Below are 18,388 nucleotides of genomic sequence, written 5' to 3' on the forward strand. Positions count from 1 at the left end.
AGGGGGTTTGGGGGATTCAGATCTAGAAACGAAGTCTATCCGACTTGTGTGTACACGGTAGCTCCAAGGAGGGGATTTTATCCTCTAAACGGAATTAGAATCGTAGGATGATTCTAAATTGCCATTAATTCCAAGATCGGCACGAAGATCGGCATTAATTGACGATCGAGAAGGCTATAATTGTTGTATACCAACGACTTTAGACTGCCAAAAGATCGGCATTATTATGGAATCTCTTGCCCTCATCGAACCATTGCGCCCTGGGTCGAGCCATCGAGTATTGACCGATCTGGCTACGCAACTGTGGGCAGAGAGTAGTGCCCTCAATAGCAACCTACAGGTGGCGACGATTCTAGGTATTGGCGATTTAGTCCGCACAATGAATTGTTACTACAGCAACCTGATTGAAGGACATCGCACCCACCCGATCGATATCGAACGCGCTCTAGCACAGGATTTTTCCATCGATCCTCAGCAACGAGAACTACAGTTAGAAGCAAAGGCACATATTGAGGTACAACAAGAGATCGATCGGGGTAATGCTCTAGGCTCAGTTGTGAGCGGGGAGTACCTGAAATGGATTCACCGCGAATTCTGCACGCGATTGCCCCCTGAGATGTTAGTGCTAGGTAATGCTGAAGGTAGCAGACAAATTCAGATCGTACCTGGTGAGTGGCGCACTGGTGATGTCATTGTCGGGCGACACATTCCCATTTCCGCACCAGCTATCGATAGTTTTATTACCCGCTTTGCAACCGGTTATCGACTGGAACGATTGTCGCAGATCGTTGGCGTAGCCTACCGGAGGTAATCGAGTAATTGCCGTTGCTGCGGCGCATCATCGATTGGTATGGATTCATCCCTTCCATGACGGGAATGGACGGGTGGCGCGATTATTTTCTCATGCAATGTTTCGGGAAATCGGCATCGGCACGAGTTTATGGTCGATTTCACGGGGATTAGCCCGATCTAGAGACCAATATCGCGCTGTCTTGGCTAATGCCGATTTACCCAGATGGAACGATCTCGACGGCAGGGGCAATCTGACCGCTAAAGGTTTACAAGCATTTTGTGAGTTCTTTTTGCATACTTGTATCGATCAAGTACAATTCATGCGATCGTGCCTCGATCCACAGCAGTTACTTGCCAGAATTGAGGTGTATCTGGGGGAAGAAGTTGTCGCTAAACGCTTGCTTCCTGGCTCAGAGCGGGTAGTTGCAGCAGTGTTTCGATCGGGAGAGTTAGATCGAGGTGAGGCGGCTGCTGCCAGTGGCTACCAGGAGCGGCAAGGGCGCAAGGTATTGCAACGGTTATTAGCGGCTGGCTTGTTGATTTCTGATACGCCTAAAGGTGCAGTGAGGGTAGGTTTTCCCTCTACTTTACTAGAACGATATTTCCCGCGATTGTTCTTGGGGTGATCCGCTCCCTAAAGATCCCAAATGGTTTCTATAACTGGTTGCGAGATTTGATTTGGATGTAACGATCGACTAATCGATCGCTAATTTGGGTGGCGGGTGCATCTAAAACTAATACACCTTTGCGTTTGAGATTGGCAAAAGCGAGTTCGCGTTGGTGGAGGAGATCGAGGGCAACGGCTTGAGTAAATGCCCCTGGAATATCGGCGGCTAATTCGTGGGCGCGGATATCGACTTGTGGATCGCGCAAGGTGACACAAAAGGGTAGATAGCGGGGCGTGAGCCGACCGAGAGCGGTGAGCAATTCGGCAGAAGCGATCTCGTCAATGATATCTGTAATTACTACTACTAGGGCGCGCCGACTCTGTTGCTTGAGAATCGTGGTAACGGCACCGAGATAGTCTGGTTCGAGGAGTTCGGGTTCGATCCGGCTGACGCGATCGAGGATGCGCGAGAAGTGATTTTGACCCTGCTGGGGCGGAATCCAGGTCGTCAGATAGCGATCGAATACGCCCACACCGACCCGATCGCCACGTTGGATTGCTGTCAGTGCTAGGGACAGAGTGGCATTCAAGCCCAGATCGAACCGCTGATAGCCCTGAATATTGGCCGTCATCAGTCGTCCGCGATCGAGCAAGATAATCACCGTCTGTTCCTGTTCCGGTTCCAAGACGCGGATCAGCGGTCGATTGCGCCGTGCGGTAGCTTTCCAATCGATCGCTCTGGGATCGTCGCCACTGTTATAGTCGCGCAGTTCGCTAAATTCCGTGCCCATGCCGCGCTTTCTGGCTTGACGCAGCGAGCCAGTCGATTGCAGAGTCAGGCGAATCGAGAGGGCTTTGAGGCCGACCAAATCGGGATAGACCACCGCCGTCTGAGCCGAGTCTACCCGCCATTGCTGCCAAGCCAGTCCCCACGCCCCCAATTGTCTGACCGCAATCCCCTGCCATTGATATTCACCCCGACGGTAAGGATGGACGGGATAAGTGATGGTTTGAGGATCGCCCCCTGCTAACTTGCCAGAGATCGGCTCGTTATTTACCGCTAAGTCTGCTGGTACCCCATCGCGAATTTGGTAGCTGAACTGGCGCGATGTGGCACTACTGGCGATCGACTGCACCGTCAGCGTCACGAGATTATCCCGTCCGATCGATAGTTTACCCAACTGCTCCCGCTGCACTTGGATGCGATCGGTTTTACTGCGCCAAGCATCAATGCCAGCTAGCCCCAAAATTAACAGATACCAAGCGCAGGTCAGCACTGTGGCGAGAGTGACTCCTAATGGCGCGGGCAAGAAGATCGCGATAATTGTTATTGCCAAGCCGCCACCAGCCAGCAGCCATAGTGTTCGCGCGCTAGGAATAAAACCGATGAATCGAGTCATTATTTAGAGATGTGTTGAGGTGTTGGGGAGTGGTGAGCGGGGAGCTAGGGTGGTTTCATACACAAGAAGAAAAATCTCTTAGTTCACTTCAGTGAACTTTCGCTATTAGCCCCAAATTCATTTGAGGGCGGGTGAGGACTGGGCACTAGGATTTGTGCATTTTTCCAATCTTGTACGAAACTACCCTGAAACAGGGAATTGGATGAGAAAAATTTTAGAAGGGGAGATCTTGGGGATCGGTGGCGTTAGATTGACGATCGATTTGAGCTTGCTCCCAGGCGCGATCGGCTTGAGCGATCTGTTGGAAAAGATCCGCAGAGTGGCGGGGCGGTTGAGTTAACAATCGATCGATCTGATATTTCGATCGCATGGCTGCGAGTTCTGCGGGTGAGAGTCGAGGCTCCGTCCATTCAAAGTCTGCTGCCGTGTAAACTGGCAGTCTAGAGCCGAGTTGTTCGATCGGCTGGTCTGGCAATCTTACTAGCAAATATTCGCGCACGCGGCGGATTTCGGCAAATCGCTGCTCGATCTCATTGAGTATCCCTACGAATTGACTCAAATGATGCGTCGTAATCGCCACGCGCACCTCCACATCATCGAGGGGAATCCCCAATCTCTGAGCTTTGGCCAATACTGCTGGCGGAATTTTTTCTAGGGAGGGGGGATCGAGTGCCGCTGCCAATTCGGCGAGAGCGCGCCGAATCTGCTCGGTACTATTATTTACTGTCTCTCGCAGCGACGGTCGCTCTTGTGGATCTGCGGTGTCTCTACCGGCAGCGATCGGCGATAATTCTGTTAAACTCTGGGTAGCCGATTGGAGCAGCGAGATTGCCCGATCTAAGTGATTCGTCATCAGAACTAGCAGCGTATGGAGTATTGTCAGATCGATCGTACCAATTGTATGGAGATTATTCTCGCTGATTTTCCAGATTTTGCGGCTCGATGGGCAGTGCATCTGGAGTCGTGGCCAACTCAGATCCAAAGACCGATCGCTTTAGATATTACTGAATTTGCAGAGTTTGCGATCGAAACGATCGCCACTGGCATCGATGCGCAGATCGATCGACTCGCCGCCTTTACGGAAGTCATTTTGCTCGAAGGGGATGCGATCGTTGAGTATACTTTTCGGCGGATGTTTTTGGAGCATCTCGCTCAACACTCGTGCGCAGGCGGATTTCCCATTAAGCAGTTTACTACCAAACTTCGACCCTTGGGACTTTATCACTGGCAAGCACTCGATCGATACGTGAGCATCGATCCATCGGGCATCGTGCGGGATTAAATTAGCCGCCGCTGACAGGGGGAATCAATACGACCTCATCGCCATCGCGCACGATCGTCTCGGGATCGACAAATTCGAGATTGATGCCAAAACGCGTGACAGACCGCCATTGTGCTAATTGGGGTCGATCGGCGATCGCGCGCTCTAGCACGGCATTAACGGGCGTATTGGGTGGGAACCGATACGAAATTTCGGACGTGCCAAAGGCTTCTTGATAGACTGAAAATAGTTGGATCGCGATGGTAATTTCTTGGGCTGGTGCGGTCATGAGAGTAGTCACTCCTGATAGATGTACGAGCGGCGATCGCAAGTATTTTCGGCAATTCGGCAAAAATGCTTGCTTTATTGTAAAGTTATTGTTATATTAGTTTACATAACTAAATATTTATAACGCAGCCACCCCAAAGCCATTATGCAAACTAAAATCTTCATTGACAACGACGGCAAAGAAAATAACTTCGCGATCGAGCCAAAAATGTACGTCACTGACGGCCCTCAAGCGGGCTGGACGAAGTATGCCGAGACACTCAACGGTCGCATGGCAATGATTGGCTTTGTTGCACTGTTGCTTCAAGAAGTTTTGACCGGACACGGGATCGTCGGTTTCATCACCAATCTGTAACTCTTCATTTTCAGATTCTCGTCTCAATCTAATTTTTCTTATCTTTTTTCCTCGCGGCAGCCGATCGGCTACCGCGATTTTTGTGCGGCTAATTTTGCTGGTAAGTTGTGACTCGATCGCACCTAAGTAAATATACATACAAATTCCCACTTAATGAGATTTTGATTGTCTAAATCAATACTTGAGTTAAGCTCGATCGAAGATCGTAATTAGCCCTGTAAAATTATCAATTTCGAGCGATCTCTAAGTGCTTTCGCTACCGTACTTCTACTGTGGCATGTTTTTATTTATACGACAACAATAGATGAGGACATTTACAAAAAAACACGATCGATGAAGACTCAGATGGTGAAAATTAAGCACTTAGCGATCGTAACAGGCATGGGCTTAACGGGTATTGGCAGTGGTGTTATGACACCTGCAAATGCCTTGACATTTAATTTCACCCCAGCAGCAGGCACATCCCAACAAGCGATCGACGGATTCAAAGCAGCCGGAGATCGGTGGTCGGCAATCTTTAACGATAATATCACTGTCAATATCAACATTGATTTTGCCGCACTAGGAGGGAATACGCTCGCGCAAGCTGGCTCATATTCTCAAGACTTTTCATATACTCAGGTTTACAATGCGCTCAATAGCGATCGGACATCGGCGGCTGATAATGCCGCAGTTTATAGCCTGTCTAGTAATGGCGCATTCAAGATGCTCACTAATTACACTACTGACAACCCAAATGGATCGGGTAGTGCGGTTGCTTATTTAGATGCCGATAGTAGTGCCAACAACTCAAATGTTCGCGTTAACACAGCCAATGCCAAAGCTTTAGGGCTAATTGGTAATGGGGGCACTGATGCTAATATTTCTTTTAACACCCAATATCTATGGGATTTCGACGGTAGCAACGGGATCGACACTACCTCATTTGACTTCGTGGGGATCGCCGCTCACGAAATCGGCCATGCGATGGGATTTGTGAGTGGTGTCGATACGCTCGACTATAATCGTGGGGGCTACTCAGGAGACGCATTAAGACACACCACGCTAGATTTATTTCGTTATTCTACTGAGAGTACTAGTTCAGGTGCGAATGACTTTACCGCCGATAATCGGGATAAATACTTTTCCCTGGATGGGGGCACGACCGCAATTGCACTTTTCTCGAACGGTGCCAATACTAGCGATGGCTATCAAGCCAGCCACTGGAAAGACAATCTCGGACTGGGGGTCATGGATCCCACTTCTGGCAGAGGTGAGTTATTGCAAATTGTAGAGAACGATAAAGTCGCCTTTGATGCGATCGGCTGGAATCGGGTCGAGTCTATAAAGATCCCCGAACCTGCTGACTGCCTCGGTACGTTTGTGTTTGCCGCATTTGGGATCAAAATGGTCGTCAACCGCCGGAAACGTCTAGCTGAGGTTGCTACTGAATCAGAGCGTGACTTAGAAGCTAAATAATTTATTTATGCACACCCAAAAAATCTGTAATGTTCATCGGTCTGGTTGTAAGTTAGAATAACTTCGGCAGAAAATTTTTCAACTCAGATCGATTACCAAGATTTAATTTTGTCTTAAATTTATGGCGTGCGAATCCGGCATCGAGTTCGCGCCAAAGCTTTTGGGTGCTAATAGAACAAAATTATTATTACTTCTACCACGATGAAGACTTATCTCAGACGACTCAAGCAGGCGGCGGTAGTAACAGGGATAGCGGTGAGCGGCATCGGTACCAGTGGTGGCCTAATCCCGGTAAATGCGCTGACATTCAACTTCTCACCAACCGCTGGCACATCCCAACAAGCGATCGATGGCTTTACATCAGCAGGTAATTTGTGGTCTTCTGTCTTAACTGACAATGTTAATGTCAACATCAATATTAACTTTGCAGCACTCGGGGCGGGGACTTTAGGGGAGACAGGTTCTAGCTATCAGTCTTATAATTACGGTCAAGTTTACAGTGCCCTCAAAAGCGATCGCACATCAGTAAATGACAATACGGCTGTCAGTAGTCTTGCCAGCGGATCGACATTTAACATGCTGCTCAATCGCACGGCGAATAATCCCAACGGCGCGGGGAGTGCGACCCCTTACCTAGACAACAATGGTAATGCTAATAATCGCACGCTTGAAATGACTAGTGCCAATGCCAAGGCATTAGGATTGCAAGGTAACAGCAGTAATAGCGATGCCTCGATTAGCTTTAGTAGTTTATTTAATTGGGATTTCAATCGCAGCGATGGGATTAGCAGTGGAACATTTGATTTTGTAGGGCTGGCGGCTCATGAAATCGGTCACGCGCTCGGGTTTATGAGTGGTGTAGATATCTTAGATGGAAATAGTTCGTCGCAATACTATAACGACAATCAGTTTACGTATGTCAGTCCCCTCGATCTATTTCGCTATTCCACTGATAGTAAGAATGTCAATGCGATCGATTGGACTGCTGATAATCGAGCTAAATATTTTTCGCTTGATAGCGGTGTAACCAAAGTCGCCGATTTTTCTACGGGTGAAATTTTTGGCGACGGTCGTCAAAATAGTCACTGGAAAGATAACCAAGGACTAGGAATTTTGGATCCGACGATCGCGCCTAGCGAACTACTCGCAATTTCTGACAATGATAAACGGGCACTTGATGCGATCGGTTGGAATCGAGCCGATAGTGCCGCGTTAAACCTGCAAGCTAATCTTGTTGCTAATGGAGGAATTGCTGGTGTCTCCCGTTTTGCCAATGCTGAAGCTACTAATGTGCCCGAACCGGCTGATTTTGTCGGCACATTATTTTTTGTGGCGATCGGTGGTAAATTAATCCAACGTCGCCGCCGGTTACGCTGGCAAGCGATCGAGCAAAAAGTCTAAACTTTGAATTTACTTTCGATCCTGGTATGGAGATATTTAAATCGACAATCGATCGTCATTAGCAGCTATAGAAGAGAGTAGAGAAATTGCGAAAATAAATGCGATCGCTCTACTCTTTTTTAAGATATTTATTTTTCGATTTAAAGCTAATTATTTCCACCTTATCTTAGGTTTCTTCCGGTAAATTAAGTTGTTAGTTAATACTTGCCTAAAATCTTGAATTTGTTCGTTACCAAAAACTCGCTTGGGGAATAAGATGCAACTCCCAGCAGCATCATAGATGAGGAATAAGTTTGAGGTTTCTCGCCAATAATCGCACATCGACCAGGAGAAGATCGCGGGTGGTACGGCATTATCGGTGAAACCTCGATCGTCGATTTCGAGGCCACATGTCTGCCCTGATTGCATCCGCTGCTGCCAATCTTTTTTAATCGTGAAATAGCGACTGAGCCGACTCAAATAAAATATTAGTATCGAACAAGTAATTGCAGAAAAATAAAATAATAGCGTCGGTACTAACATCGCTTGAAAATATATTTCCCCTTGGGACGAGCGGGCAGAAGTTAAATAGAGCGCGACCAAAATGCCATCAAAGATGATGAGATAGAACACTGATTCTGGTCTATTCCGAGATGGATCTGATTCGATTAACTCTGCCAATTTGAGACGATATTCAAGCTTTATGTTCTGCATAAAACAGTAGGCTGGTAATGTTAACAATTAACATTACCAGCCTACTGTCGATCGATTAGAGTTAGCAGCGATCTAGATCGTTATTAGCACCGATCCGTCTGGGCTAGAATTGATCTCCTCCGGTTGCTGGTGGTGCAGTAGTGCCACCTGGCTGATTGAGGAAGAGATTTTGGGCGGCATCATTTTGGTAAATACAGGTGATTTCGGGCTTAGATTCTAATGCACCTGTAAATCCGAAGGTATTCATCTTCTGCTTACATTCACGTACTTGATCGCCATTAAGTAGTTTTCGCTGTTCGAGAATCGACCAGTTGTTGCTGCGCATGACGCAACCCGGTGTCATCTTGGGCTGAGATACATATACTTTAAAGGGGCTGAGGGTGACGAATAATCGGGCATCCATCACCATCGCGCTGGCACCATACTGGACGCACAATTCGGGGTTGGGTGCGGCTCGATCGATAAAGTCGCGAGAAGCTACGTTTTGCGGATCGACAGTCGCGGTAGAACTAAAAGCGACTCCAATCCCGATCCCGACAATCAGGATGGCTGCGGCTACGGCAATTTTTGCCCAATCAAACATTGATTTACCCCCAGGCTTCTTGCCGCCTTTTTCGGGCGGGAGATTTTTAGGTTCGTAGTCGTAATCGTCGTAATCATCTTCGTAACGATTCGGTCTTCTTCTGTTCATATCCTTAGTAACAGGGCAACTCTGAGTAGCATCCTTCCAGATTATAACAAAAGGTTACGAGCGATCGGCAGTAGAGTCAGCTCGATCGCTGGTACGGTATAGCGAGCGTAGCGATCGCACTTAGACTGCGGCAGGTTCGACCTTGCGATCGCGATGCTTGTTGGTGCTGCTACTAGTGGTTTCGTTGATTTCTAACGGTACAAACTCAATATGATTGAGCAAGGTGGTGACGAAGGCAAATAGCAAAAAGGGCAGCGATAATACTAAAATTAGACCCACTGTCGCGAGCGCGTAAATTTGGCGGGTAGTACTCCAGAGCGACAGAGCAGAAGCCAAACTGATAAAAATTACCATCAACCAAATCACAATCTGCCCATAGATATCACTAAATGTGAGGGTGCAGTTCATCCGATACTTCTGCTTGTCCATAAGTCATTACCACAACTATTACTATCTATTTTTCAGCATAGATCTTTTGTTGCATAATGGTAAATTTTTCAATCAATCGATATGAATTGTTATGGATGTTTACAGGGAGGGGATAGGGAATAGGGGATAGGGAATAGGGGATAGGGAATAGGGGATAGTGCGTTAGAAAGTAGGACGCTTGCGTCCTTGTAATGCCTATTCCCTATTCCCTACCCTCTATCCCCTATCCCCTATTACAATAAATAAAGCACCACAGGAGAAGCCTGCATGACTCTTTCGATCGATCCCAAGTCCTTTCTGTTATCCAAGCAACTACCAAATCTGAGTTATTCAGCCACTACCCATCGGTTTGATGAAACTTGGGAAGCTCCGTTATCGACACTGCTGGGTTTAGGACGAGCGGCGGGTGCGGATTTTGTCGAGTTTTTCTTAGAGCGATCGAATTATATTAGTTGTCTGGCTGAAGACGACCAAATCACTAGTATCTCGCCACGGCTATCTACCGGCGCGGGAGTGCGGGTATTTGCGGGTAAAGCCGATTGTTATGTCAGTACCAATGACCTTTCGTTTACAGGGCTAAAATCGGCACTGGAGAAGGCATTGGGAATTATGGGTTTACACTTACCCGCTCCCAACTCGTACGTGCCAGAAATCAATCTCGAATTGTTGCGCGACTACGCCACAAAGAAGGGGAAAGACCAATGGTTGGCAAAATGTAGCTCGATGCGGGAAATGGCAGACGTGCTGCTCGCTGCTAATGGCAAGCTCAAACAGACAGCAACGCACATTCAATCGCGCCGCGCCGCTTATTTCCGCGACTGGCAAGAAGTTTTGGTGGCTTCTAGCGACGGGACATTCGCCCGCGATATTCGATTGACCCAATCTGTCGGTTATAACTTATTATGCGCTGATGGTGCCAATCGATCGTCGATCGGGCAACGCGTTGGCGATACTAGCAATCCAGAGTTTTTAAATACCTGGGATTATGCCGCGACTGCCGAAGATGTCTCGGAATCGGCAGGTAAGATGCTCTACGCCGACTATGTAGAATCGGGGACATACCCGATTATCATGGCGAACAAATTCGGGGGGGTAATCTTCCACGAGGCGTGCGGACATTTGCTCGAAACCACTCAAATCGAGCGCAATACCACTCCTTTTGTCGATATGAAGGGTCAAAAAATCGCTCATGAAAGTCTGACAGCTTGGGATGAAGGCTTGTCTGGCAATGCTTTTGGGACGATCGATATGGATGATGAGGGGATGCCAGCCCAACGCACCTTATTAATCGAAAATGGCATCCTCAAGAATTTTATCGCCGATCGGGCTGGCTCGATCCGCACCGGACATCCGCGCACGGGTAGCGGACGCCGAAATAGCTATGCTTACGCCGCTGCCAGTCGGATGCGGAATACTTATATCGCGCCAGGTACCCATAAAGTCGAGGAGTTATTTAGCTCGATCGATAAGGGCATTTATTGTAAGAAGATGGGTGGCGGTAGCGTCGGTGCAACCGGACAGTTTAACTTCTCGGTAGATGAGGCTTATCTGATCGAAAATGGCAAAATTACCAAGCCGCTCAAGGGGGCGACGCTAATTGGTGAAGCCAAGGAAATCATGAATAAGATTTCGATGTGTTCTGAGGATTTGGGACTGGCTGCGGGGTTCTGCGGTTCGGTGAGTGGCAGTGTTTATGTCACTGTCGGGCAGCCACATATCAAGGTCGATTCGATTACGGTTGGCGGACGTTAAAGATCTGTAGGGGCGGGTTTATGCTAGAAATTTGTGCGGTTACAAATAACTGTAAAACGAACCCGCCCTCCTCACTAGTCGATCTCGAATGGTTGGTTGCGGAGATCTTACCCACCCCGCCCTACGGGCACCCCTCCGAGGAGGGGATTTTTCGTTACAAGCCGAAGAATCTAATGGGAAATGCGAGTTTAAGTTAAATTTATAGCTTCGTTTTGGTTGGGTGTAGAAACCCGTTCTCTAGAGTATATGGCTCGATCGAATATTTAGCTATCAACTATCAACTATCAACTAATTATTTATGCCGTTAAATATTCAAACTGTCTCAGCCTCCGCGCGTCAAATTGCTACTAAATTGGGCATTTCCAAATTCGATCTGTCTGGTTCCACGGTTGATGAAACTAGCGTCCAAGTCGATAAAGGCGAACCCAAACAAGTCAAAGCTTCCAATCGATCGGGTATTACCGTAAGAGTCTGGAATAAGGATAATACTGTCGGGATTACTAGTACCACCGATTACGATGATAATGGTTTAGAACTCGCACTCAAAACTGCTCATGAAGCAAGTTTTTTTGGGATTAAAGAACACGCGCCAGATTTTAGTCCCGAAGCGACTGCGCCAATCGCGGATGTTAAAATTGAAACTGGTGAAGCTGCCACAGTACCGCAATTAATTGAGAGCTTAGTAGCTGCCGAACGGAAACTATTAGATAAGAACGAAGCGATCGAAAGCGTACCTTATAATGGGTTAGCGCAGCGATCGATGAATCAATTTTATCTCAATAGCGATGGTGCCATTCGGAGCGATGCCCACTCGATTACTTCGATCTATCTCTATACTAAAACCGAACAAGAAGGCAAAAAGCCTCGCAGTGCTGGAGCCTTTGAACTCAGTCATAGTTTTGACAAATTAGATGTACAAAAGTGCATTGATGAAGCTGCCGAAAAAACCATCAGTCATCTCAACTATGAGAAGGTACCGTCGGGCAAATATACGATTGTTTTTTCTCCCGATGCTTTTTTGAGTTTGCTGGGAGCTTTTTCTAATCTATTTAACTCCCAAAATATATTAGACAATAAAAGTTTGTCTACTACCGAATCTTTGGGTACGCAGATTGCCTCGCCGTTGTTATCTGTTGCTGATGATGCTCTGCACCCCAGTAATATTGGACTAGAAACTTTCGATGGTGAAGGTACGCCTACGCGCCGGATTAACTTAATCGACAAAGGTATGCTATCCTCATTTATCCACAGTGCCGGTACTGCCAAACGGATGAATGCCCACCCGACCGGACATGCGAATATGGGATCGAAAATTACTGTTTCGCCCCACTTTTATCATGTGTCTGGAGGCGAAAAAGCTGATGCCCAATACAATCTAGATACCGCCGAAAACGTGATTCTAATTGACGATCTCCAAGCCCTCCATGCGGGCGTACAGTCACTACAAGGCTCCTTCTCCTTGCCTTTTGATGGTTGGGTCGTCAACAATGGCGTCAAGACCAGTATTGAGGCAGCGACGGTTGCTGGTGACTTCCGCGAATTATTAAACTCGATCGTCTATATCGAGCCAACCGAAGAACTGACAAATGGCGGCGTCTGTCCGCGTATTTGGGTCGAAGGTTTATCGGTAACGGGAGAATAAGTCGAGTTAATTTTTAATCGGCCAAAATAAAGATCGTTAATTCGGGATGTTCGTCATCAGTCATCATGGCTACATGACTGGCAATCCCGATCGGGTTTTGCTGGCGAAAATCGCTTGGCAACATCCGAATTCGATCGAGTGGCACGGCAACCATTACTGGCACTGTCTCGATCGGAATCGCCGCAATCTGATGACGTGCATTGCTCCACAACACGATCGACTTCGGACTAACGAGCGATTTTCCAGTCAGGCGATCGTGAAGGTCGAGAATGTCGATATTTTGCGTGAGTGAATAATCTTCGCCGAGGAATTCGCTACTAATAATCCGTGCGATTTTAGTCATCGGAATTCCAAAACTTACCCGATCGATTTCAAAGACAATTAGATCGAGTGTTATGACTGTGGTTGTCGTTTCAACCCATTTATTCGAGATCGTATTGGCGAACATAATGTTTTGGGGAGCGGGGAGCGGGGAGCGGGGGACGAGGAGCTAACGATCTTCAAACTCTATTCACTATTCACTATTAAATTCCTACAATCTTGCCGATCGCATTCATGAAATCTTCCTCAATATAAGGTTTGATAAAATAGTCAACCGCGCCTAGATAAGCCGCAAACTGACGATGCTTGGGATTACTACGAGAGGTGAGCATTACCACGGGAATATGGGAGATCTCGCCATCTTGACGATAGACATTGAGAAATTCAAAGCCGTTCATATTCGGCATTTCGACATCACACACCACCAATTTAATCTCGCTAGCTTTCTGGCGGAGAATTTGCAATGCTTCCTGACCATCCTTGGCTTGAAGTGTCTGATAGCCAAATTTTTCTAGTGATAGACATAGACTCTGACGGGTGGTAATCGAGTCATCGATCGCCAAAATCGTCGCAGTGCTCACTAGTGGCACGGGTACCGACACTGGCGGCGGAGATAGCGGACAACTAGCTCGATCGACTAAGACCTGAATCAGTGTATGCGGGTTGAGCACGGGCAGGACGATCCCATCCCCCAGAATCGTGCAACCATAGCTGTAGCTCGGTGGCGTAATCGCTCGACCAAAGGGGACGATGGTTAGCTCCTGTTCGGTAATTAATCGATCGATCTGGAGGGCGACGATCCGATCGGCACGGCGGATTAAGATTAGTGGTGGCAACCAGTCGGCAGGATTATTCGCACTGCTTTTGAGCGTGTGGGAAATACTGCGTTCGGGGACAGGCACCGAGTAAGCGAGCAGTTCGTTGAGGTTATAAATGGGAATAGTGAGATTTTGCCAGTGGAATACCGACTGCTCGTCTTGCTGCGACACCTGCTCGGCAGTGGGTACGACAATTTTTTGGATACTATCAGCCGGAAAAGCATAAACAGCGTTACCAACTTGGCAAATCATTAATTGGGCGATCGTGAGTGTCAGCGGAATCCGCAGCGTGAAAGTCGTACCGCGTCCCAGCTCAGAATCGATCGAGATCGTGCCTTTAATCGACTGGATTTGAGCCTTGACAATATCCAAACCCATCCCCCGACCAGATAGTTTGGTAATCCGATCGGCAGTAGAAAAACCCGGCTCAAATAGAAAATCGAGGAGTCGCTCGCGGCTAATCGTCTCCGCCGCACTCGGAGCCAGCAGACCCAGCGAAATCGCCTTAGCCTGAATCGCTGCGAGGTCGATGCCGCGACCATCGTCGGTGATTTCGATGACGGTTTGACTGCCTTGATGGTAGGCATCGATTGCAATTGCGCCGCGTTCGGGTTTGCCCATAGCGACTCGCTCGGCAGGGAGATCGATGCCGTGATCGAAAGCGTTGCGCAGCAAATGCAGGAGCGGATCGAGCAGCTTATCGATCGCGGCACGATCGACTAGGACACCAGCACCGGTAATTTTGAGATCCGTTGGCTTATTAAATTCCACTGATAGATCGTGGAGGGTGCGTGGAAACCGATTGAGGATTTCGCCTAATGGCAACATCCGCGCCCACATCAGGTCATCCCGAAGATGTGAGAGCAGTTGTTTTTGCCGATCGATCTGATGGTGAGATTGTGTGGCAAATAGGGACAAATCTTCGATCTGTTCTTCGATTTGCGCCAGTTGCTCGATCGTCGCTTGGGCGATGTGATGGACTTCACTATACCGATCGAGTTCGAGCGCGTCGAATTGCGGAATGGTCGCTGGAGCTAGGGGCGATGCGGTCGTTCGGGTAGCTAGTGATGGTGGCGGCGAAGCAATCGCCAAGGTGTCGGCGATTTGCCGGAGTCGATCGCCAATGGCTTGAAAATTGCTACATTTGGCGCGTAATTGTGCCAAGGTATCGGTAAATTGTTCGGTGGAGAGTGCCAAGCCATGCCGCTCGATCGCCAGTTCGCCCATGAGATTGTTCATCCGCTCCAGTCGATCGAGACCCACCCGAATCGATAATTGAGGGGTTGCGGGCTGACTGGCTTTTTTGCGCGATTTTTTGATCCGAAATGGTTTGCTGGGCTTGGTGGGCGGGACGAATGTCGTGCTGGTAATCGGTGCCAAGCTGTCGAAATTTCGCTGGAGATCGGCGATCGTCCGATCGAGCCGATCGCGCTCGATCCGGTGCGCGGGAGCTGGTGCAACTACCGGCAGATCGAACATATCGACCAAGTCGAAATCGAGACTCGCAGCGGCTGGTAACAATACCGAGCTGTGAGGAGTGGGCAGATCGAACATATCGACCAAGTCAAAATCGAGCGGGCACTCGATCGCGGCTGGTGCCCAGAGGATTTCCTCAATGATGAAATCCAATTCATGCAGATATCCAGTTTGCGCTGGTTGTGACACCGCTGCTAGGGATGGTACGCGAGTCCAGTCGAAAGAATCTGTAGCTGCGATCGATTCTAACCCCTCGACCGATATCAGATCGGCAAATAAATCTTCTAGATCGAATGGTGGATCGTTGGGGCTGACTCCCAGCACTCGGGGAGATTCGGCGATCGCAAAGGCAAAACCGGGTGAAATCTGGCCGCAGTTAGCGCGATCGCCAGTCAGGACGGCAGCGAGGGCGCGATAGAAGTCTACCAGGGCAAAACAACACATTTCTCGGGCGCGATCGGGATGACGATCGAGAGCGTCGATCGTGGTTTGAGCGAGCCGGCCAAATTCTGGCAGATTTGTTAGAGCCGCAATCCCCGTAAATACTTCTGACTGGGCGCGAAACTCACCGACGGCGATCGGTTTGCAATCTGGATCGAGGAGGACGCGTTCGAGTCTGCTCAAACTTTGAGCGACATCGACCTCAAAAATCGATTGGGTCAGATCGACACCACTACTGAGTCGATCGGCGGGTAGCTGTTGTCCGGCAATGACGAAATGCCCGATTTCTTCATCCAGAGCCGCCAGAATAATTTGAATACTGGTATAAAATCCCGCATCGAGGACGCGATTGTCAATCTCAGCCAGGACTAATTGATTTAAACAATCATAAATCTGAAATAATAGTCGATCTAACTTGGCATCGAAAGGCAAGTCTGGATGACTGAGCACCCGAAAAATATCCTCGATTTGATGGGCGAGATCCGCGATCGCCTCCAGCCCCAAACTGGCCGCCCCACCTTTAATCGAGTGCGCCGCCCGCATTAAGTTATTAACTTTATCTGCACTCCGATCGGTACTCAGCGTGACCAGTTCGGTTTCGATCGTCTGTAACATCTTGGGCACTTCCAAGCCGAACAGTTGATAAACTCGATCTCGTAATTCTGGGTCGATGTACATGGTTAGGGGATAGGGGTTAGGGGTTAGGGGTTAGGGATTGGGGATGAAGGCATTGAAACTTAGGAATTTATTAGCTTAAGCACATAGTGCTTACTTCTGATGCCCTATCCCCTATTCCCTATTCCCTATTCCCTATCCCCTAATATCGTTACTCAATCTTAAATTGACCGACATTCTTCTGTAACTCACGCGCGAGTTGGATCAGATCTTGGAAGGATGCTTGGACATTATCTGCGCGCATCGAGGTTTTTTGAGAAATATCGGCGACGCGATCGATACTTTGAGTGACATGGGTCGAACTCTCAGATTGGAGGAGAGCGGCGTGGGCGATCGCTTCTACCAATTCCCCAATCTTTAAACTCGTAGCTGCAATCCGATCGAGACTGGCGCGGGTTTCATCGACCAATTTGGTACCGATGACGACCTGTTCGGTACCGGCTTCCATCGCCGTGACGACTTCATTGGTCTGCGATTGAATACTGGCTACCAGATTCTCGATTTCGCTAGTGGCAGCGGCAGATTGACGAGCCAGTGAGCGGACTTCCTCGGCAACGACGGCAAAGCCGCGACCTTCTTCACCCGCTCGCGCTGCTTCGATACTGGCATTGAGAGCCAGCAGGTTAGTTTGAGCGGCAAAGCTGCTAATCAGATTGACAACTTTGGAGATTTTTTGGGAAGATTCGCCGAGGCGTTTGACCTTTTTGGCGGTTTCGGCGACAGTGTTGCGGATGGTCAGAATCCCTTCTACCGCTGAATTCATCGCCATGTCGCCAGCTTGGACTAGTTGCGCTGATTCCATCACGGCAGCTTCGGCAATCAGGGCATTACTGACCACTAGGTCGATCGACCCGGACATGTCTTTAAGCCGATCGAGAGCTAGACTGATATCTTCCGACTGTTGTAGGGCTTCGAGCGACAGTTCGGCCACGGAGATTTCGTTAGTAGTGGTAGTATTGACTACTTGCTGGGAGACATTGCGAACATTGCTAACTAAGCCCCGCAAACTCTGGACGGTCGCATTATAAGAGTCGGCGATCGTGCCAATCTCATCTTCAGTGACATGGGCGCGAATGGTCAGGTCGCCTTGACTGATTCGATCGACTTGGAGCAATAAATCCCAGGCATTTTTCTGGAGAGCCTTGCGAGCCGCTTCTTGACCGGCGGCATAGCCCGCTTGTTGGAAATTGACCAGTTCTAGTTGCTGTACCAATCGCCCTTGATTGAGTGCCATCCCCAGTTGCGCTGCTAATTGGATCAGCAGATCGATTTCTGATTGCTGCCAATGGCGCGTCTGCCGACACATCGTGGCACTAAATAAACCAAAAAATTTCCGATCGACGATAATCGGAATCGTGACGATCGATTTAATTTGCATTTTTTGGAGCCGCGCGATCAGCTCAGGACTGTATGCCGCCGTCTGGAGATCGTCGGCTTGGACAAATGACCCTTCGGCATAGCCCTTGCCCAAGACTTCAAACATATCCTCCGCTGGTACGACCGCCCCCAAGGCAGTAAATGTTGGGTCTGCCACCGCTTCGGCAATAATTTTGCCTTCACCTTCACCATTACTATCGACCACTAAAATACTCGTGCGATCGAGTCTCAAGAGCGTGAGGATCTCTGGCAACGCAATATTTAAAATCTCGGTTTCATCGATCGATTGGCGCAGTTTGAGGGTGATTTCTGACAGTGCTTGCGTGCGTTTGGCCTCGGCTTCGCGTTCGGCGATCAGGGAGGCTTGATTGAGTGCTAAAGCTAGTTGGGTCGCCAACCGATTGAATAAATTAATTTCATCAGGTTGCCAATCACGCGGCTGGTGACATTCATGACCGATCAATAGACCCATCAACTGACTGTCGATCGTAATCGGCACGACCAGATTGGC

General features: G+C 48.6%; 17 protein-coding genes. 8 read left to right on the plus strand and 9 right to left on the minus strand.

Features of this window, described 5'->3' with window-relative positions; genetic code table 11:
• Positions 1 to 118: 118 nt before the first annotated feature.
• Together RMO84_RS00825 and RMO84_RS00830 are read left to right on the plus strand one after the other, a co-directional pair.
• Positions 119 to 811: a hypothetical protein gene (locus RMO84_RS00825; RefSeq protein ID WP_310486526.1), complete on the plus strand. Its 693-nt coding sequence runs from the start codon at positions 119 to 121 to the stop codon at positions 809 to 811.
• A gap of 34 nt (positions 812 to 845) precedes the next feature.
• Positions 846 to 1,418, plus strand: coding sequence for a Fic family protein (locus RMO84_RS00830; RefSeq protein ID WP_310486527.1), 573 nt, complete (start codon positions 846 to 848; stop codon positions 1,416 to 1,418).
• Positions 1,419 to 1,446: 28 nt separating this feature from the next.
• On the opposite strand, the gene RMO84_RS00835 is transcribed toward RMO84_RS00830, so the two are convergent.
• Entirely contained in the window at positions 1,447 to 2,799 is a 1,353-nt protein-coding gene (locus RMO84_RS00835; RefSeq protein ID WP_310486529.1) for a DUF58 domain-containing protein, read from the minus strand.
• Positions 2,800 to 3,013: 214 nt separating this feature from the next.
• A complete protein-coding gene (locus RMO84_RS00840; protein ID WP_310486531.1) occupies positions 3,014 to 3,652 on the minus strand; it encodes a hypothetical protein in 639 nt (212 codons plus the stop codon).
• 48 nt (positions 3,653 to 3,700) lie between these two features.
• On the opposite strand from RMO84_RS00840, the gene RMO84_RS00845 reads away from it, so the two are divergent.
• Entirely contained in the window at positions 3,701 to 4,081 is a 381-nt protein-coding gene (locus RMO84_RS00845; protein WP_310486533.1) for a hypothetical protein, read from the plus strand.
• A 1-nt stretch (position 4,082) separates the two neighbouring features.
• On the opposite strand, the gene RMO84_RS00850 is transcribed toward RMO84_RS00845, so the two are convergent.
• Positions 4,083 to 4,349 carry a MoaD/ThiS family protein gene (locus RMO84_RS00850; RefSeq protein ID WP_310486535.1) on the minus strand — a complete coding sequence of 89 codons (267 nt, stop codon included), beginning with the start codon at positions 4,347 to 4,349 and terminating at the stop codon, positions 4,083 to 4,085.
• A gap of 144 nt (positions 4,350 to 4,493) precedes the next feature.
• On the opposite strand from RMO84_RS00850, the gene RMO84_RS00855 reads away from it, so the two are divergent.
• The 3 genes from RMO84_RS00855 to RMO84_RS00865 all read left to right on the plus strand — a co-directional run bounded on the left by RMO84_RS00855 (position 4,494) and on the right by RMO84_RS00865 (position 7,562).
• Entirely contained in the window at positions 4,494 to 4,703 is a 210-nt protein-coding gene (locus RMO84_RS00855; RefSeq protein WP_310486536.1) for a chlorophyll a/b-binding protein, read from the plus strand.
• A 345-nt stretch (positions 4,704 to 5,048) separates the two neighbouring features.
• Positions 5,049 to 6,161: an NF038122 family metalloprotease gene (locus RMO84_RS00860; RefSeq protein WP_310486537.1), complete on the plus strand. Its 1,113-nt coding sequence runs from the start codon at positions 5,049 to 5,051 to the stop codon at positions 6,159 to 6,161.
• A gap of 201 nt (positions 6,162 to 6,362) precedes the next feature.
• Positions 6,363 to 7,562, plus strand: coding sequence for an NF038122 family metalloprotease (locus RMO84_RS00865; protein WP_310486538.1), 1,200 nt, complete (start codon positions 6,363 to 6,365; stop codon positions 7,560 to 7,562).
• A gap of 150 nt (positions 7,563 to 7,712) precedes the next feature.
• Here RMO84_RS00865 and RMO84_RS00870 read toward each other — a convergent pair whose 3' ends face one another.
• From RMO84_RS00870 to RMO84_RS00880, 3 genes are all read right to left on the minus strand, one after another.
• The gene (locus RMO84_RS00870) at positions 7,713 to 8,255 is read right to left on the minus strand and encodes a YcxB family protein (RefSeq protein WP_310486539.1); all 543 of its coding nucleotides are present in this window, start codon (positions 8,253 to 8,255) and stop codon (positions 7,713 to 7,715) included.
• A 103-nt stretch (positions 8,256 to 8,358) separates the two neighbouring features.
• Entirely contained in the window at positions 8,359 to 8,946 is a 588-nt protein-coding gene (locus RMO84_RS00875; protein ID WP_310486540.1) for a DUF3172 domain-containing protein, read from the minus strand.
• Positions 8,947 to 9,066: 120 nt separating this feature from the next.
• The gene (locus tag RMO84_RS00880) at positions 9,067 to 9,375 is read right to left on the minus strand and encodes a hypothetical protein (RefSeq protein ID WP_310486541.1); all 309 of its coding nucleotides are present in this window, start codon (positions 9,373 to 9,375) and stop codon (positions 9,067 to 9,069) included.
• A gap of 267 nt (positions 9,376 to 9,642) precedes the next feature.
• Between RMO84_RS00880 and RMO84_RS00885 the strand changes: the two genes are divergently transcribed.
• Positions 9,643 to 11,127: a TldD/PmbA family protein gene (locus tag RMO84_RS00885; protein WP_310486542.1), complete on the plus strand. Its 1,485-nt coding sequence runs from the start codon at positions 9,643 to 9,645 to the stop codon at positions 11,125 to 11,127.
• A gap of 298 nt (positions 11,128 to 11,425) precedes the next feature.
• Positions 11,426 to 12,769 (plus strand): TldD/PmbA family protein, encoded by a 1,344-nt coding sequence (locus RMO84_RS00890; RefSeq protein WP_310486543.1) that lies wholly within the window; start codon positions 11,426 to 11,428, stop codon positions 12,767 to 12,769.
• Between the two features lie 13 nt (positions 12,770 to 12,782).
• On the opposite strand, the gene RMO84_RS00895 is transcribed toward RMO84_RS00890, so the two are convergent.
• From RMO84_RS00895 to RMO84_RS00905, 3 genes are all read right to left on the minus strand, one after another.
• A complete protein-coding gene (locus RMO84_RS00895; protein WP_310486544.1) occupies positions 12,783 to 13,217 on the minus strand; it encodes a hypothetical protein in 435 nt (144 codons plus the stop codon).
• Between the two features lie 76 nt (positions 13,218 to 13,293).
• A complete protein-coding gene (locus tag RMO84_RS00900; protein WP_310486545.1) occupies positions 13,294 to 16,503 on the minus strand; it encodes a hybrid sensor histidine kinase/response regulator in 3,210 nt (1,069 codons plus the stop codon).
• Between the two features lie 148 nt (positions 16,504 to 16,651).
• On the minus strand, positions 16,652 to 18,388 hold a 1,737-nt coding region (locus RMO84_RS00905), incomplete at its 5' end, for a methyl-accepting chemotaxis protein (protein WP_310486546.1).

The organism is Chamaesiphon sp. VAR_69_metabat_338 (assembly GCF_031423935.1).
Taxonomy (GTDB): Bacteria; Cyanobacteriota; Cyanobacteriia; order Cyanobacteriales; family Chamaesiphonaceae; genus Chamaesiphon.

Bases quoted from the DNA above. Each gene is read 5' to 3' on its own strand.
- RMO84_RS00835 (WP_310486529.1), bottom strand. From the start codon at position 2,799: ATGACTCGATTCATCGGTTTTATTCCTAGCGCGCGAACACTATGGCTG.
- RMO84_RS00840 (WP_310486531.1), bottom strand. From the start codon at position 3,652: ATGACGAATCACTTAGATCGGGCAATCTCGCTGCTCCAATCGGCTACC.
- RMO84_RS00845 (WP_310486533.1), top strand. From the start codon at position 3,701: ATGGAGATTATTCTCGCTGATTTTCCAGATTTTGCGGCTCGATGGGCA.
- RMO84_RS00850 (WP_310486535.1), bottom strand. From the start codon at position 4,349: ATGACCGCACCAGCCCAAGAAATTACCATCGCGATCCAACTATTTTCA.
- RMO84_RS00855 (WP_310486536.1), top strand. From the start codon at position 4,494: ATGCAAACTAAAATCTTCATTGACAACGACGGCAAAGAAAATAACTTC.
- RMO84_RS00860 (WP_310486537.1), top strand. From the start codon at position 5,049: ATGGTGAAAATTAAGCACTTAGCGATCGTAACAGGCATGGGCTTAACG.
- RMO84_RS00865 (WP_310486538.1), top strand. From the start codon at position 6,363: ATGAAGACTTATCTCAGACGACTCAAGCAGGCGGCGGTAGTAACAGGG.
- RMO84_RS00870 (WP_310486539.1), bottom strand. From the start codon at position 8,255: ATGCAGAACATAAAGCTTGAATATCGTCTCAAATTGGCAGAGTTAATC.
- RMO84_RS00875 (WP_310486540.1), bottom strand. From the start codon at position 8,946: ATGAACAGAAGAAGACCGAATCGTTACGAAGATGATTACGACGATTAC.
- RMO84_RS00880 (WP_310486541.1), bottom strand. From the start codon at position 9,375: ATGGACAAGCAGAAGTATCGGATGAACTGCACCCTCACATTTAGTGAT.
- RMO84_RS00885 (WP_310486542.1), top strand. From the start codon at position 9,643: ATGACTCTTTCGATCGATCCCAAGTCCTTTCTGTTATCCAAGCAACTA.
- RMO84_RS00890 (WP_310486543.1), top strand. From the start codon at position 11,426: ATGCCGTTAAATATTCAAACTGTCTCAGCCTCCGCGCGTCAAATTGCT.
- RMO84_RS00895 (WP_310486544.1), bottom strand. From the start codon at position 13,217: ATGTTCGCCAATACGATCTCGAATAAATGGGTTGAAACGACAACCACA.
- RMO84_RS00900 (WP_310486545.1), bottom strand. From the start codon at position 16,503: ATGTACATCGACCCAGAATTACGAGATCGAGTTTATCAACTGTTCGGC.